Origin of the sequence: Bradyrhizobium sp. 139, from assembly GCF_023074175.1 — a bacterium.
Classification (GTDB): domain Bacteria; phylum Pseudomonadota; class Alphaproteobacteria; order Rhizobiales; family Xanthobacteraceae; genus Bradyrhizobium.
This window is the reverse complement of the sequence record NZ_JADPKS010000107.1, coordinates 233,095-248,421: the sequence shown is the minus strand read 5'-3', so window position 1 is coordinate 248,421 and position 15,327 is coordinate 233,095. Positions and strand designations below refer to the sequence as shown.

15 protein-coding genes are annotated in these 15,327 nt (G+C 64.3%); 10 read left to right on the top strand and 5 right to left on the bottom strand.

What is annotated here, in order from left to right; all coding sequences use genetic code 11:
• Positions 1-130 precede the first annotated feature (130 nt).
• Positions 131-406: a twin-arginine translocation signal domain-containing protein gene (locus tag IVA80_RS25280; protein WP_247436851.1), complete on the top strand. Its 276-nt coding sequence runs from the start codon at positions 131-133 to the stop codon at positions 404-406.
• Positions 407-556: 150 nt separating this feature from the next.
• Here IVA80_RS25280 and IVA80_RS25275 read toward each other — a convergent pair whose 3' ends face one another.
• From IVA80_RS25275 to IVA80_RS25265, 3 genes are all read right to left on the bottom strand, one after another.
• Complete coding sequence (locus IVA80_RS25275; RefSeq protein WP_247436849.1) at positions 557-808, bottom strand: hypothetical protein; 252 nt, start codon at positions 806-808, stop codon at positions 557-559.
• A 225-nt stretch (positions 809-1,033) separates the two neighbouring features.
• Entirely contained in the window at positions 1,034-2,044 is a 1,011-nt protein-coding gene (locus IVA80_RS25270; RefSeq protein WP_247436847.1) for an alpha/beta hydrolase, read from the bottom strand.
• Between the two features lie 118 nt (positions 2,045-2,162).
• Entirely contained in the window at positions 2,163-2,861 is a 699-nt protein-coding gene (locus IVA80_RS25265; RefSeq protein ID WP_247436845.1) for a winged helix-turn-helix domain-containing protein, read from the bottom strand.
• A 222-nt stretch (positions 2,862-3,083) separates the two neighbouring features.
• Between IVA80_RS25265 and IVA80_RS25260 the strand changes: the two genes are divergently transcribed.
• From IVA80_RS25260 to IVA80_RS25250, 3 genes are read left to right on the top strand one after another with little or no spacing between them, the layout of a single operon-like run.
• Positions 3,084-3,392: an NIPSNAP family protein gene (locus IVA80_RS25260; protein ID WP_247436843.1), complete on the top strand. Its 309-nt coding sequence runs from the start codon at positions 3,084-3,086 to the stop codon at positions 3,390-3,392.
• A 24-nt stretch (positions 3,393-3,416) separates the two neighbouring features.
• Positions 3,417-3,767: an antibiotic biosynthesis monooxygenase gene (locus tag IVA80_RS25255; RefSeq protein ID WP_247436840.1), complete on the top strand. Its 351-nt coding sequence runs from the start codon at positions 3,417-3,419 to the stop codon at positions 3,765-3,767.
• Between the two features lie 52 nt (positions 3,768-3,819).
• Positions 3,820-4,629 carry an isocitrate lyase/phosphoenolpyruvate mutase family protein gene (locus IVA80_RS25250; protein ID WP_247436837.1) on the top strand — a complete coding sequence of 270 codons (810 nt, stop codon included), beginning with the start codon at positions 3,820-3,822 and terminating at the stop codon, positions 4,627-4,629.
• Between the two features lie 168 nt (positions 4,630-4,797).
• On the opposite strand, the gene IVA80_RS25245 is transcribed toward IVA80_RS25250, so the two are convergent.
• The gene (locus tag IVA80_RS25245; RefSeq protein ID WP_247436834.1) at positions 4,798-5,190 is read right to left on the bottom strand and encodes a hypothetical protein; all 393 of its coding nucleotides are present in this window, start codon (positions 5,188-5,190) and stop codon (positions 4,798-4,800) included.
• 165 nt (positions 5,191-5,355) lie between these two features.
• Between IVA80_RS25245 and IVA80_RS25240 the strand changes: the two genes are divergently transcribed.
• The gene (locus IVA80_RS25240; RefSeq protein WP_247436831.1) at positions 5,356-5,997 is read left to right on the top strand and encodes a trimeric intracellular cation channel family protein; all 642 of its coding nucleotides are present in this window, start codon (positions 5,356-5,358) and stop codon (positions 5,995-5,997) included.
• Between the two features lie 184 nt (positions 5,998-6,181).
• Here the strand turns inward: IVA80_RS25240 and IVA80_RS25235 are convergent, their stop codons facing one another.
• The gene (locus IVA80_RS25235; protein ID WP_247436827.1) at positions 6,182-7,393 is read right to left on the bottom strand and encodes a cytochrome c; all 1,212 of its coding nucleotides are present in this window, start codon (positions 7,391-7,393) and stop codon (positions 6,182-6,184) included.
• Positions 7,394-7,664: 271 nt separating this feature from the next.
• On the opposite strand from IVA80_RS25235, the gene IVA80_RS25230 reads away from it, so the two are divergent.
• From IVA80_RS25230 to IVA80_RS25210, 5 genes are all read left to right on the top strand, one after another.
• Positions 7,665-11,156, top strand: a complete 3,492-nt coding sequence (locus tag IVA80_RS25230; RefSeq protein ID WP_247436823.1) for an indolepyruvate ferredoxin oxidoreductase family protein — start codon at positions 7,665-7,667, stop codon at positions 11,154-11,156.
• 360 nt (positions 11,157-11,516) lie between these two features.
• Entirely contained in the window at positions 11,517-12,674 is a 1,158-nt protein-coding gene (locus tag IVA80_RS25225) for a thiolase domain-containing protein (protein ID WP_247436820.1), read from the top strand.
• Positions 12,674-13,063: an OB-fold domain-containing protein gene (locus IVA80_RS25220; protein ID WP_247436817.1), complete on the top strand. Its 390-nt coding sequence runs from the start codon at positions 12,674-12,676 to the stop codon at positions 13,061-13,063. The genes IVA80_RS25225 and IVA80_RS25220 overlap by 1 nt, the downstream gene beginning before the upstream one ends.
• Positions 13,064-13,266: 203 nt before the next feature.
• Entirely contained in the window at positions 13,267-14,127 is an 861-nt protein-coding gene (locus tag IVA80_RS25215; RefSeq protein ID WP_247436814.1) for a MaoC family dehydratase, read from the top strand.
• A gap of 183 nt (positions 14,128-14,310) precedes the next feature.
• Positions 14,311-15,189 carry an SDR family oxidoreductase gene (locus tag IVA80_RS25210; RefSeq protein WP_247436812.1) on the top strand — a complete coding sequence of 293 codons (879 nt, stop codon included), beginning with the start codon at positions 14,311-14,313 and terminating at the stop codon, positions 15,187-15,189.
• Positions 15,190-15,327: the final 138 nt, after the last annotated feature.

Genomic DNA, 15,327 nt, shown 5'->3' with positions numbered 1-15,327 from the left:
CGGACTACGCTGCGCTCCATCCGGGCTAGCGTCCCTCTTGATGAATCTGAAGGTGCGATTCAGCTTTGGTTCATGTCGTGACCGCGACACTCCCTTTGCATCACTTGCTCGATAGCCTGGAGGACATGTCATGGAGCGCCGGAACTTTTTGAAACTTGCATTCGGCGTCGCGGCTGGAGCCGCGACGTTGACTGCGACCGCACAAGCCGCGCCATTATCGCCGCAGCCGCTCGGTGATCCCGCGCGCACGCCGCAAGGCAATCCAGACGCTCATTCCGCCGTCACCACCAGTGAGGAAGCTGCCAGGCTGACGCCCGAACAGGTGCACTGGCATGGCCGCCACCGGGGCTGGGGTCGCCGTCATTGGGGCTGGCGTCGCCGGCGCTGGCACCGTCGCCGCTGGTAAGCTCGCATTCGTCGAGCTCTGGACGGGAACCGCAATTGCGGTTCCCGTTTTGATTCGGCGCGGTCCCGCCACGATGAGAGCTCAGGCGTTCAAAAAATGGCCGCGCAGGCTGATCCCGCGCGGCCGCTTTATGAATGCGAAAAAGGGGGTTCAGAACGGGCGGCAGCGGCCGGCGTACCAGCGGAAGCGATAGGGGCAGACGCGCGCGCGCGGCACGACGACGACAGGGGCCGGCGCAACCACGATCGGAGCCGGGCGTACGACGACCCCACCGCGCATCGGGCGGCAGCCGCCATAGGCGCCGCGATACCAACCGGGGCCGCAGCCGCCGGCGGCACTGGCCGCCTCGCTGAAACCAACGACCGCGCTGGCGAGCATGATGGCGGCGAACAGATATTTCATTTGATCTTCCTTCTCGTGCTTGGGGGCAAGTCTTTCGGGGGCAAGTCTTCGGGCGGCAAGTCTTTGGGGGGGCTTGGCGCTTGCGGCGCACAATGAATCAAGAGACACGATTCGACACGTTAAATCTCAGGGGGTGCCGACACGTCGCGATTCAAACCCTGGCTATCATGACCTGAATGCGGCATGAACGTTCTGCGCATCTGGCTTCAGGTGACAGCGATGGCGCTAGCGGCCGAGAAAGCCCAGCAGCAGCTCTTTGTACTTCTCCGGTGCTTCCAGGAAGACTAGATGGCCGGCGTCCGGGATCACTTCGGCCCGCGCGTTCGGCATCTTCGCGGCAAGCGCTTTTGCCAATTCGGCATTCTCTCCCATTTTCGCGCGCAGCGCCTCCGGTGCGTTCGGCCGGCCCGGCGCGTTGTGGTCGTCGGCGCCCATGATGAACAGCGTCGGCTCGGTGATCAGCGCGATCTCGTGCGCGACCGGCTCGCGATAGATCATCTGCCCGGAGCTGACGAAGGCGCGCAGCCAGCGCGGATAGTCGGGGCTGCCCTTGACGTTGAAGCGCGCATCGATGAACGGCGTGATCGCATCCGCCGGCAGCTTGATCGAATAATTGGTCTGCAGCTGCCTGCGATAACCGTCGGCGGTGAGCTTGTCCTCGGTTTCGAGCATCTTCTCGGTCGACGCCGGCGGCACGTAGAGGCGGTAGTCTTCCAGCCCGATCGGCGCGGTCAGCACCAAATGGGCGACGCGGTCCGGATAGGCACGAGCGATGCGCACCCCCAGCATGCCGCCGAGCGAATGCGCGACGATCTCGGCTTTGTCGATCTTGAGATGATCGAGCAGCGCGATGGTGTTGCGCGCCAGCGTGTCGAAGTGCAATTCGCCCGTCGGCTTGGAGGATTTGCCGAAGCCGATCTGGTCCGGCACCACGACGCGAAAACCAGCCTCGCTCAGCATTTTGATGACGGGCGCCCAGTAGCTCGACGGAAAATTGCGCCCGTGCAGCAGCACCACGGTGCGGCCGTTCGGCTGCTGAGGGGCCACGTCCATATAGGCCATGCCGAGCTGCTCGCCGTCATTGACGACCGGCAGCAGGTGCACGGGATAGGGATAGGCAAAGCCTTCGAGCGCGATACCATAGGGCTCGCGCGGGGCGGTATCGGCGGCGTGGATGGATGTGAGCGGGGAAGCGAGGAGGGCGGCGGCGAGCGCGGCCGGGAGGATGCGGTTCATGGAGGTCTCTGATGTGTGGCACCGATGGCGATAAACCCGTGGATGGCCGGGTCAAGCCCGGCCACGACGGCGGCAGGCGCTCACACGCAAATGTGCAATCTCACGCGGCTCCGCGTGATCAGTCCTTCCCGTCGCCGAACAGCGCGGCAAACTGCTTCTCGCCGGTGCGCGTGAAGTTCACCACGCGGCTGCCGGGCGTGGCGTCGCGCGCGGCCCACTTGAGTTCGGCGAAGCGCTGCATCATGGCGGCGCCCAATGTGCCGGCGAGATGGTGGCGCCGCTCGCTCCAGTCGAGGCAGGCCTTGCACACCGGGCGGCGAGGATGGGTCAGCATGTCGGACGAGATCTGCAAGTGCTTTGCGAGGAAGCGCTCGCCTTCAGCCGTCAGCTCGATGTCCTGTTTCTTCTGCCTGACCAGGTTTCGCGTGCGCATGGTGTCGAGCATCTGCACGCCGAGATCGCCGGCGAGATGGTCGTAACAGATCCGCGCGCGCCGCAGCGCCGGATCTTTCGGCCCGGTGCGCACGCGCATGTGGCCGGTGCGTGCGGCAAGCCCCGCAAGCCCTTCGAGCACGCCGGCGACGTCATCGTCGGTGAGGCGGTAGTAGCGGTGGCGGCCCTGCTTCTCCGGCTCGACCAGCCCGCCGGCCTCGAGCTTCGAAAGGTGTGAGCTCGCGGTCTGCGGCGTGATGCCGGCTTCCTGTGCAAGCTCGCTGGCCGTGAGCGCGCGTCCGTTCATCAGCGCAGTCAGCATGTTGGCGCGGGCGGGATCGCCGACCAGCGAGGCGACCATGGCGATGTCGGGTCCGGATTTCATGCTTCGATGATAACCGAAGCATCGCGGTCGGGCAAGGGCGTAGCGTGGCTCTACATCGTCGTTGCGAACGAACGGCGAAGCGAAACCGGAAGCCCGATCCTCACCCTGAGGAGCGCGCTCTTGCGCGCGTCTCGAAGGGCGAGGCCGAGTGCCGGGCCTTCATCCTTCGAGACGCGCGTTCCGCGCTCCTCAGGATGAGGGGCACAAACACAGGAGCCCATCATGTCCGTCACCGTCTTCATCCGCTACCAGCTCGATCCGTTCAAACGCGCGCAGTTCGAGGAATATTCGAAGCGCTGGCTCACCATCATCCCGAAATGCGGCGGCGACCTGATCGGCTATTTCATGCCGCACGAGGGCACCAACAACATAGCGCTTGCGCTGATCACCTTCGAGAGTCTGGCCGCCTACGAGGCCTATCGCGCCCGGCTGCGGCAGGACGCGGAGGGCATGGCCAACTTCGATTTTGCCGAGGAGCACAAATTCATCCTCGCGGAAGAGCGCACCTTCCTGCGCAAGGTGGTATTGTAGGCCTATCAACGATAGGAGACGCCCATGATCGCCGTGATCTTCGAGGTCTGGCCCAAGCCCGAACACCGCCAAACTTATTTCGACCTCGCGGCCGATTTGAAGCCGATCCTGCAGACCATCGACGGCTTCATCTCGGTCGAGCGCTTCGAAAGCCTGACCGAGAAGGGCAAAATTTTGTCGGTGTCGTTTTGGCGCGACGAGGCGGCGGTTGCGGCCTGGCGCAACACGATCGAGCACCGGCGCACGCAGGCGAAGGGCAGGGCGAAGATCTTTGCCGACTATCATCTGCGCATCGCCAGCGTCATCCGCGATTATGGCATGAATGATCGGGACGAGGCGCCGAAGGACAGCCGCGCTGTGCACGACGCGCACTAGCGCCTCGCGCGGCGCATCCCCATCTCTGCGCGGCCAACAAAGGGAGAAAAACATGCACGTGACGACCGCCGACAAGCGCGCGACGTTCAAGAAGATGCACGAGAGCGGCTGCTTCATCCTGCCCAATCCGGTCGATGTCGGCAGCGCCAAGGCGTTGCAGCATCTCGGATTCAAGGCGCTTGCCTCGTCCAGCGCGGGCTTCGCCTGGACCGTTGGCAAGGCCGACAACCAAGTCACCGTCGAGGACGTCTGTCAGCATCTGGCAGCATTGAGCTCGGCCGTGGACATCCCCGTCAACGCGGATTTCGAGGGCGGCTTCGCGGTCGAGCCGGACAAGGTTGCGGACAATGTCGAGCGCGGTGTGCGCACCGGCGTCGCCGGCCTTTCGATCGAGGATTCCACCGGTGACAAGGACAAGCCGATCTACGAGCGCGCGCTCGCGGTCGAGCGCATCAAGGCCTCGCGCAAGGCGATCGGCGACAGCGGCACCCTGCTGGTTGGCCGCTGCGAGGCGTATCTGTGGGGCGTAACAGACCTCAAGCTCGTCATCGACCGCCTCAGCGCCTACGCGGACGCCGGCGCCGATTGCCTCTACGCGCCGGGCCTGAAGAGTCGCGAGGACATCGCCGCTGTGGTGAAGGCGGTGCATCCCAAACCTTTCAACCTGCTGATCGGCGCGTCCGGCCTGTCGTTGCAGGAGGCCGAAGATCTCGGTGTGCGCCGGATCAGCGTCGGCGGTTCGCTCGCCCGCGCCGCCTGGGGCGGCTTCATGCGCGCCGCGAAGGAGATGGCGGAGAAGGGGACGTTTACGGAACTCGGCAGCGGCTATCCCGGCGGCGAGCTCAACAAGATGTTCAGCTAAGCAAGCGAAAAGCGGCGGGACTTTTGTCCCGTCGCTCCATCTTCCTCTCGGTGTCATGCCCCGCGAAGGCGGAGCACCTAGTACGCCGCGGCTTCTCGATTGATCACGACCGTCTCGGAGCACTGGGTCGCCCGGTCAAGCCGGGCGATGACAGTCGTCGTGCTGCTGTTACTTCGCGCCGTCAGACGGCGCCTGCGTATCCGGGGCCGCCTTGCTCGGGGCAGCACCCGTGGTCGTGCCGGGTTGGGTGTTGTTGCGCGGCGTCACGTCGCGCATGCCGGGAGGGGTGGCCGGATTCGCAGACGGAGCCTGCTGGGCGGTCTGCGTTGCCGGCGTGTTGCTCGCCTGGTCGCCCGTGCTCGTATTGTTCAGGCCGTAGAACACGGCACCCAGCACCAGGGCGATGGCCACGGCAAACAGCGCGACCTTGCCGCTGGAGGCGGGGCCTTCGCCCAGCTCGGGGTCGACCTGAAGATCGGCATCCCGGCGCGCCGCGCGAAGATACTCATCGTCGGCGAGGTTCGGGCGGTACGGATCGTTGGGAAAACGGTCGTCAGCCATCGATTGGGTCTCCTCGTTGATTGCAGCCGGACAACCCGTGGATGCGAGATTCTGTTCCGCCCTCCTTGGTGCTTTCGTCGCTTGTTGCCCCCACGCGAGGAATCGGGAACCTGTTCATCTGGAACCCTGGGCGTCGGTTCCATTTGAGGGGAAGGGAACAAAGCGATGTGGAGCTTGCCACCGAGCGATAGCGTGCTGCATTTGTTGTCGCTGCTCGCGTTGACCGCGCAAGGCATGACGGCTGCGCTTGCAGCGGGGCGCCGCAGCATGGACTGGCTCGGCGTCTGCTTCCTCGGCTGCATCACCGCGCTCGGCGGCGGCACCTTGCGCGATCTCTTCCTCGGGCACTATCCGCTGGCCTGGGTCGCTAATCCCATCTACCTCGCGCTGGCCGGCGGCGCTGCCTTCCTCACCATCCTGATCGCGCGGCTCGTGCACCGGCTGAAGGTCGCCTTCATCGTGCTCGATGCCATCGGCCTCGTCGTCTTCACCATGGCTGGCTGCGACGTCGCCTGGCAGATGGATGCCACGCTACCGATCGTCATCGTCTCCGGCATGGTTACAGGCTGCGCCGGCGGCGTGTTGCGCGATGTGCTCTGCAACGACGTGCCGCTGCTGTTCCGCTCCGAGCTCTACGCCAGCGTCTCGGTCGTCACCGGCCTGTTCTACGCCACCGCGTTCGGCTTGAAACTCAACGCGGAGCTCTGGACCATCCTGACATTTGTCCTCGGCATCAGCTTCCGCCTGCTCGCGGTCCACTACAAATGGGAGATGCCGAAATTCGTGTTCACGGAAGATGAGCGGTAGCTGCTCTTTCTTCGCCTCTCCCCGCGTGCGGGGAGAGGCCGGAATTTGCGAAAGCAAATTCCGGGTGAGGGGGAGTCTCCGCGAGTCAAACTGGCGCCTTCTTCGCGGAAGCAGCCCCTCACCCCAACGCACTCCCCGTAAGAACGGGGCGAGGGAGCGCAGCGTCCTCGTGGCGGTGCAGGAACTACGGCTCTTGCCGCCGCGCCTTCGCCACTTGCGCCGGCGTCACCAGCGGCGCGGCGTTGCCCCAGGAATTGCGGATGTAGTTCGTCACCGCGGCGATCTCTTCGTCGGACAATTGCTTGGCATAGCCCGGCATCTCGCCGGGGTTGGGCGCGCGTGGCGTTGTCACGGTGTGGACGCCCTCGATGATGATGCGCAAGGTCGAGGACGGGTTGACCGATTGCAGCAGCGCGTTGCCGGGCAGCGGCGGATAGATGCGCGGTGCGCCGGAGCCGTCGGCTTCATGGCAGGCGATGCAGAGTTTTGCGTAGACGGCCTGGCCGACCTTCATCTCGGCATCGTCGGGCGGCGTCACGATCGTCTCGCGCCGCGAGGACGGCAGGCTCTTCAAGTAAACCGCGATCGCACGCACATCGGCATCGCTCATCTTCGAGGTCGAGTTGACGACCACTTCCGCCATCAACCCGCCGGCATGGCTTTTGGCGTTGCGCCCGCTTTGCAGATACTCGGTGAGGTCTTCGGCGCTCCATGACTTCAGCCCCGTTCGCGCGGCGCCGTCGAGCCGCGGCGCGAACCAGCCGCCGACCTCGCTGCCCGAGAGCGCCTGCGCCTGCTTGTCCGCGCCAAAATAATTCTTCGGCGTATGGCAGGCGCCGCAATGTGCGAGCCCGGTGACGAGATAGCCGCCTCTGTTCCACGCCGCGCTCTGGCTCTGGTCCGGCTCGAACAGTCCGGGCCTGAAATACATGGTGTTCCAGACCCGCATCAGGCCACGATAGCCGAACGGCCAGCGCAACTCCGGCGGCTTGTTGCGGCTCGCCACGGGCGCCAGTGTTCCGAGATAGGCCCGGATCGCCAGCGTGTCGTCCTTCGTCATCCGCGTGAAGTAAGGGTAGGGGAAGGCCGGATAGTAGTTCGAGCCGTCAGGCGCGATGCCGGTGCGCACCGCGCGGGTGAAATCGGCGTCGGTCCAGGCGCCGATCCCGGTGTCGCGATCCGGCGTCAGGTTTGGCGCATAGATCGCGCCGAAGGGGGTATCGATGCGCTTTCCGCCCGCGAATGGTTTTGCCGGATCGGCAGTGTGACAGCCCGCGCAATCGCCGGACTGCACCAGCGCCTTGCCATAGGCGATCAGCTCCGGCGACGGCTCGGCGGCGAGAGCCGCGCTCGCAACTGCACTGCACAACGCGACAACAGCCAGAATCATCCGCATCGAAAGCCTCTCCTGCGACCAATCGCCCGGATAGGAGCCTCACGTCGTTTCGCGACGGCGGGGGTATGGTGACACAAACTGAAAATCGCCGGCACCTTCCAGGCATGAAGTTGCGATTTTTACCCGGCGCCTCCCAAGGGGCAGATTTGTGATGCGGAGCGTGAAATATCCGACATAGAGTGGCGGAGATGGTCGGCGCGCCCTAGCTAAAAACAGCGGGCAGGCAACGGCTTAAGTGCCAAACGCCAAAAAAAGGGCGGAAGAGGACAACATGGGCATCAACCAGGGTCCGATCAGTCTCGATCAGAAATACACCCAGGACACCGGACACGTCTTCACCACGGGCATCCAGGCGCTGGTTCGCCTGCCCATGGCCCAGATCCGGCGCGACCGCGCCAACGGCCTCAACACCGCGGGTTTCATTTCCGGCTATCGCGGTTCGCCCCTCGGCGGCTACGACCAGCAGCTCTTCGCCGCGCGAAAGCATCTCGAGCAGTACAACATCAAGTTCCAGCCCGGCGTGAACGAAGATCTGGCCGCCACCGCGGTCTGGGGCTCGCAGCAGCTCAACCTCTCGCCTGGCGCGAAATATGACGGCGTGGTCGGCATCTGGTACGGCAAAGGTCCCGGCGTGGACCGCTGCGGCGACGTTTTCCGCCACGGCAATGCTGCGGGCTCCGCCAGGAACGGCGGAGTCTTGTGTCTCGCCGGCGACGACCACGGCGCCAAATCCTCCACCGTCCCGCATCAGTCCGACCACGCCTTCATGTCGGCGCTGATGCCCTATCTCTACCCGTCCAGCATCCACGAGATGATCGAGATGGGCCTGCTCGGCATTGCGATGTCGCGTTACTCCGGCTGCTGGGTCGGCATGAAGGTGATTACCGAGACGGTGGAGACCACAGCCGAGATCGACCTCACCGACGAGATGACGCCGTTCGTGATCCCCACCGATTTCGAGATGCCCGAGGGTGGCCTCAATCTGCGCTGGCCCGATGACCGTTTTGCCCAGGATCGCCGCCTCCAGGACTACAAGGGCTTTGCCGCGATCGCCTTCGCGCGCGCCAACAAGGTCAACCGCATCACCATGGATTCGCCGAACGCCCGTTACGGCATCATGGCGTCGGGCAAGAGCTATGAGGACGTGCGGCAGGCGCTACGCGAGTTGGGGATCACGGAGCAGGTCGCTGCCAAGATCGGGCTTCGCCTCTACAAGATCGGCATGCCCTGGCCGCTTGAGCCGGAAGGCGTGCGCCAATTCGCGGTCGGGCTCGAAGAGATATTCATCATCGAAGAGCGCCGCGAGATCGTCGAGAACCAGGTCAAGCAAGAGCTGTTCAATTGGCGCGACGACGTCCGTCCCCGCATCATCGGCAAGATGGACGATCACGACAAGCGCTTCCTTCCCTTTGCCGAAGAACTCAGCGTCGCCTCACTGGCCAGTTCGCTGACCGAGCGTCTGCTTCGACTTGATCTTAATCCCGAAATTGCAACCATGCTGCGTGCCAAGGCCGACTGGTTCAACGGCCGCCAGGCTTCGCAAATGCAGGCGACCGCGCCTGTCGCCCGCACCCCGTATTTCTGCTCCGGCTGCCCGCACAACACATCGACCAAGGTGCCCGAAGGCAGCCGCGCCTTTGCCGGCATCGGCTGCCACTTCATGGCGCTGTGGATGGACCGTTCGACCGAGACCTTTACGCATATGGGCGGCGAGGGCGTGCCGTGGGTCGGTGTTGCCCCCTTTACCAAGGAAGAGCACGTGTTCGCCAATCTCGGCGACGGCACGTATTTCCACTCCGGCAGTCTCGCGATCCGCCAGGCGGTCGCCTCTGGCGCCAACATCACCTACAAGATCCTCTACAATGACGCGACCGCGATGACCGGCGGTCAGCATGTCGACGGCGAATTGTCGCCGCAGCAGATCACCTTCCAGCTTCACAGCGAAGGCATCCGCAACATCTATCTCGTTTCGGAAAATCCAGATGCCTATCCGGCGAACGAGATCGCGCCCGGCGTCAAGACCGCGCATCGCGATGAACTCGACACGGTCCAGAAGACGCTGCGCAAGGTCAAGGGCGCGTCCGCTATTGTGTTCGTGCAGACCTGTGCCGCTGAAAAACGCCGCCGCCGCAAGCGCGGCACACTGGAGGATCCGGCGCGCCGTGTGCTCATCAATCCCGCGGTCTGCGAAGGCTGCGGTGATTGTTCGGTGCAATCGAACTGCATTTCGGTCGAGCCGCTGGAGACGGAGATGGGGCGCAAGCGCGCCATCAACCAGTCGACCTGCAACAAGGACTATTCCTGCGTAAAGGGCTTTTGCCCATCCTTCGTCACCGTCGATGGCGGCAAGATGCGCAAGCGCGCGCCGGCGGGCGTTGGCGACATCGGCGATCTGCCGGAGCCGGCGTCGCGGCCGACACTGGAGCGGCCCTACAACATCGCGGTCGGCGGCGTCGGTGGCACCGGCGTGCTGACGATCGGCGCGCTGCTCGGCATGGCCGCGCATATCGAGGGCAAGGCCTCGATGATCCTCGACATGTCCGGTCTCGCGCAGAAGGGCGGAGCGGTGCTCAGCCACGTCCGTCTGTCCGACCACCCCGCCGAGGTGACATGCTCGCGCATCGTCACCGGCACGGCCGATGTCGTGCTTGCCGCCGACGAGGTGGTTGCGGTTGCCAAGGACACGATCTCGCTCTGCGACACCAGCCGCACCCGCGGCATCATCAACAGCCACATCATTCCGACCGCCGACTTCGTCCTCAACCGAGACTTCAATTTCCAGACCCGCAAGTTGAACGGGCTCTTGGAAACGGCGCTGCACAAGGACTCGGTCTTCTTCGACTTCACCAAGCCGGCCGAGCAGCTGCTCGGCGACAGCATCGCCACCAACATGATGATGATGGGCTATGCCTATCAGAAGGGTCTGTTGCCGCTGTCGGCGGAAGCGATCGAGCAGGCGATCGAGGTCAACGGCGTCTCCGTCAAGATGAACAAGGAGGCCTTCCGCCTCGGCCGCCTCGCGGTGGCCGATCCACAGCGCCTTGCCGACATGCTGAAGGGGACCGACGAGGGCGTCGCGCCGAAGACGCTGGATGCTATGACGCTGGACGAGGTCATCGAGCATCGCGCCAAGCACCTGACCGCCTATCAGAACGGCCGCCTCGCGAAACGCTATCGCAAGCTGGTCGATCAGGTCCGCGATGCCGCCAAGCAGGGCGGTTATGACGATGCGCTGCCGCGCGCGGTCGCGGTGAACTACGCCAAGCTCCTGGCCTACAAGGACGAATACGAAGTTGCGCGCCTCTACACCGACGGCGCCTTCGAGCAGCAGCTCCGCGACCAGTTCGAGGGCGACTTCAAGTTCAACTTCAACCTCGCCCCGCCGATCCTCAGCCGCGGCGTCGATGCGCTGGGACGCCCGAAGAAGCGCGCCTTCGGCCCGTGGATGCTGGGCGTGTTCCGCGTGCTGGCGAAATTCAAGTTCCTGCGCGGCACGCCGCTCGACATTTTCGGCCGCAGCGCCGACCGCAAGCTCGAGCGCGACCTGATCGCCGGCTACGAGAAGGACGTCGCCACCGTGCTCGGCCTGTTGTCGCCGCTCACGATCGAGACCGCCGTCGAACTGCTGTCGCTGCCCGACCGCATCCGCGGCTTCGGCCCGGTGAAGGAGAAGGCGGTCGCGGACGCCAAGGCCCGCTACGCCCAGCTCGCCGCCGATCTCGCGAGCCCACCGCCCGCGCCGCGCCAGATCGCGGCGGAGTAGGGCGCTCCCGTAGGGTGGGCAAAGGCGCAAAGCGCCGTGCCCACCATCTCAACACGACCGCATCAGAAGAGGTGGGCACGCTTCGCTTGCCCACCCTACGATTTCTTCTTTCAAATCAACGCCGTTCTACTTTGCATGGGGTTGTTTTCGAAAAAAAGAAAATCGTTGTGCCGTCGGGCAAAACACCTTTAGGACTCTGCCTGCGCCATACGCCGTCATTCGCTGCGCTCGCAATGACGGGTGGCATTGCGCCAAGCCGCTGCCCTCTCGCCCGACGGAATATTTCCGCGCTTGCCAATCAGGCCCTCGCGGTTCAGAAAAACGGAGCAAGAAGAAACGCGAGCGCGGAGACCTGAAGTTTTGACCATCAAGGGCAAGGCCTACATTGCCGGGATCTACGAACACCCGACCCGGCATGCGCCGGACAAATCCACCGCCCAGCTTCATGCCGAGGTCGCCAAGGGCGCGATCGAGGATGCCGGGCTCAGCAAGGACGACGTCGACGGCTATTTCTGCGCGGGCGATGCTCCCGGCGGGGCCTGGCCGATGGTCGATTATCTCGGCCTCAACACCAAAAAGCTCCGCCACGTCGATTCCACCGAAACCGGCGGCTGTTCCTACATCATCCATCTCGGCCATGCCGCCGAAGCCATTGCCGCGGGAAAGTGCTCGATCGCGCTGATCACGCTGGCGGGCAAGCCGCGCACCGGGGCGATGCCGCCGCGTGCGGCCGGCGCGGAGGCCGATTTCGAGATGGCGTACGGCGCGACCACGCACAATGCCTATGGCATGTGTGCCATGCGCCACATGCACGACTATGGCACCACCTCCGAGCAGCTCGCCTGGATCAAGGTCGCAGCCTCCCATCACGCGCAATACAATCCGCATGCGATGCTCAAGGACGTCGTCACTGTCGAGGACGTCCTGAACTCGCCGATGATCTCCGATCCCTTGCATCGCATGGATTGCTGCGTCGTCTCCGACGGCGGCGGCGCGTTGATCGTGACGACGCCCGAGATCGCCAGGAGCCTGAAGAAGCCGCTGGTCAAGCTGATCGGCCATGGCGAGGCGATGAAGGGCCCGCGCGGCGGCAAGGATATCGACCTCACTTACTCCGCCGGAATTTGGTCCGGCCCGCGCGCGTTCGAGGAAGCGGGCATCACGCCGAAGGACATCAAGTACGCCTCGATCTATGACAGCTTCACCATCACGGTGCTGATGCAGCTCGAGGACCTCGGCTTCTGCAAGAAGGGCGAGGGCGGCAAGTTCGTCGCCGACGGCAATCTGATCTCGGGCGTCGGCAAGCTGCCGTTCAACACCGATGGCGGCGGCCTGTGCAGCAATCATCCCGTCAACCGCGGCGGCATGACAAAAATCATCGAAGCCGTCAGGCAGCTGCGCGGCGAGGCGCATCCGAAGGTGCAGGTCAAGAACTGCGATCTCGCCATCGCCCACGGCACCGGCGGCCTGCTCGGCGTTCGCCACGCCGCCTCGACCGCCATTCTGGAGCGCGTGTGATGAGCGAAGCAAAGAAGTATCCGGCCCCCGTGACGAATCCGGAGACCGCCGCGTTCTGGAATGCGGCCAAGCAGGGCAAGTTCATGATCAAGCGCTGCACCGCCTGCGGCGAGGCGCACTACTTCCCGCGCGCGATCTGCCCGTTCTGCTATTCGGACAAGACGGTGTGGGAGGAGTCTTCCGGCGAGGCCACGATCTACACGTACAGCCTGATGCGGAAATCGCCGGCCGGTCCCTATGCGATCGGCTACGTCACGCTGAAGGAGGGGCCTTCGCTCCAGACCAATTTCGTCGATTGCGATCTCGAGAAGCTGAAGATCGGCCAGAAGGTGAAGGTGGTGTTCAAGCCGACCGACGGCGCGCCGCTGCCGTTCTTCACGCCGGTCTGACTTCTTCCCTTCTCCCCTTGGGAGAAGGTGGCGCGAAGCGCCGGATGAGGGGTATCGCTCCGCAGAGAGAGCTTTTGATGTGGAAGCAACCCCTCACCCAAGTGAGTTTGTTGCGAGCACTTCGCAGCCCTCTCCCACAAGGGGAGAGGGCACATTAACGAGCGGCGTCGCGCGCAGAAAAGTTTCGGGAGGAAACCAAGAACATGTCCGCCAGATACGAAGAACTCAAAGGCCTGAAAAACATCGGCCAGAAATACGCCTACAGCGACCGCGAAGTCATGCTCTACGCCTACGGCATCGGGCTCGGCGCCGATCCGATGGACGAGAACGAGCTCGCCTTCGTCAACGAAGGCACGCTGACGCCGCGGCCGCTGAAGGTGGTGCCGACCTTTGCCTCCGTCGCGGCGTGGGGTGCGGGGCCGGGCGAGATGAATCTCAACCGTGTGATGGTGGTCGACGGCGAGCGCGATATCACCTTCCACCAGCCGCTGCCGGTGGCCGCGCACATCACCGCCGACTCCTCCGTGGTCGAGGTCTACGACAAGGGCAAGGACAAGGGCGTCGTGATCAGCCACCAGACCGTGCTCAAGAACGAGAAGGGCGAGAAGCTGGCAACGCTGGTCGCCTCGCGCTTCGCCCGCGGCGACGGTGGCTTTGGCGGGCCGAACCTGACCCAGCCCGATCCGCACAAGATTCCCTCGCGCGCGCCCGACAAGACCATCGACATCGTCACGCGCCCCGACCAGGCGCTGGTCTATCGTCTTTGCGGCGACCGCAACCCGCTGCATTCCGATCCGGAATTCGCGAAGAAGGCCGGCTTCCCGCGCCCGATCCTGCACGGCATGTGCACTTACGGCATCACCTGCCGCGGCGTGCTCCAGACCTATGCCGACTACGACGCCTCCGCCTTCCGCCAGCACGTAGCGCGGTTCTCCTCGCCGGTCTATCCCGGCGAGACCGTGACCATGGACCTTTGGAAGGACGGCAACACGATCTCGTTCGAAGCCAAGGTGAAATCGCGCGGCGTCACCGTGATCAAGAACGGCAAGACGGTGCTGGGTTAGGAAGGCACCGACGTTTCACTCCCTCGCCCCGCTTGCGGGGAGAGGGTGGGGTGAGGGCGAGTCTCCACGAGGACGGTGACAGTTGAGTTCGCGGAGAGTCCCCCTCATCCGATCGCTGCGCGATCGACCTCTCCCCGCAAGCGGGGCGAGACAAGAAAGAACAAAAACCAGGGAGAAGCCACCATGGGACTACTCGACGGTAAGGTCGCGCTGATCACCGGCGCGGGCGGGGGGCTCGGTGAGGCCTATGCAAAGCTGTTCGCGCGGGAAGGGGCGTCCGTCGTCGTCAACGACCTCGGTGGGCCCCGCGACGGCTCCGGCGCCGACAAGTCGATGGCGCAACTCGTGGTCGACGCAATCACGGCCGCGGGCGGCAAGGCGGTGGCCAACGGCGCCGATATCTCCACCATGGAAGGCGGCCAGTCGGTGTTCGACGACGCCATCAAGCACTTTGGCCGCGCGGACATCCTGGTGAACAATGCCGGCATCCTGCGCGACCAGACCTTTTCCAAGGCAACCGAGTCCGACTGGGATAAGGTGATCAAGGTGCATCTCAAGGGCACCTTTTGTTGCACCATGCCGGTATTTCGCTGGATGCGGGAAAACGGCGGCGGCGTCATCGTCAACACCTCGTCGACCTCGGGCCTGATCGGCAATTTCGGCCAGACCAACTATGGCGCGGCGAAGGGCGGCATCTGGGGCCTGTCCAACGTGCTGGCGATCGAGGGGCGCAAATACAACATCCGGATCTGGACGCTCGCCCCGGGCGCGCTGACCCGCATGACGGCAGACCTGCCCCGCTATAAGGAGAACCCCGGTGCGGCGCTGGGGCCGGACGGCATAGCGCCGGCCGTGCTATACATGGTCAGCGACTTGTCGGGCGACCAGACCGGCAAGGTGCTGGGCGTGTCCGGGCCCCGCGGCGTGCGCGAAATGCGGATGATGGAAACGGAAGGCTGGAAACCGCCGCACACGGGCTGGAAGGCCCAGGACATCGCGGATCACGCCAACGAGATCTTCTTCTCCGAGGAGCAGATCAAGATGGGAGCACGGCGGTTTTAGGCGGCCGTCCTTCCGGGGCACGCGAAGCGTGAGCTATGATGCGCAATTGCGCATCTGAGGATTCATACTCCGGATCGTGGTTATGGATTCCGGGCTCGCGACTTCGTCGCGCCCCGGAATGACAAGAGAGAGACAAGG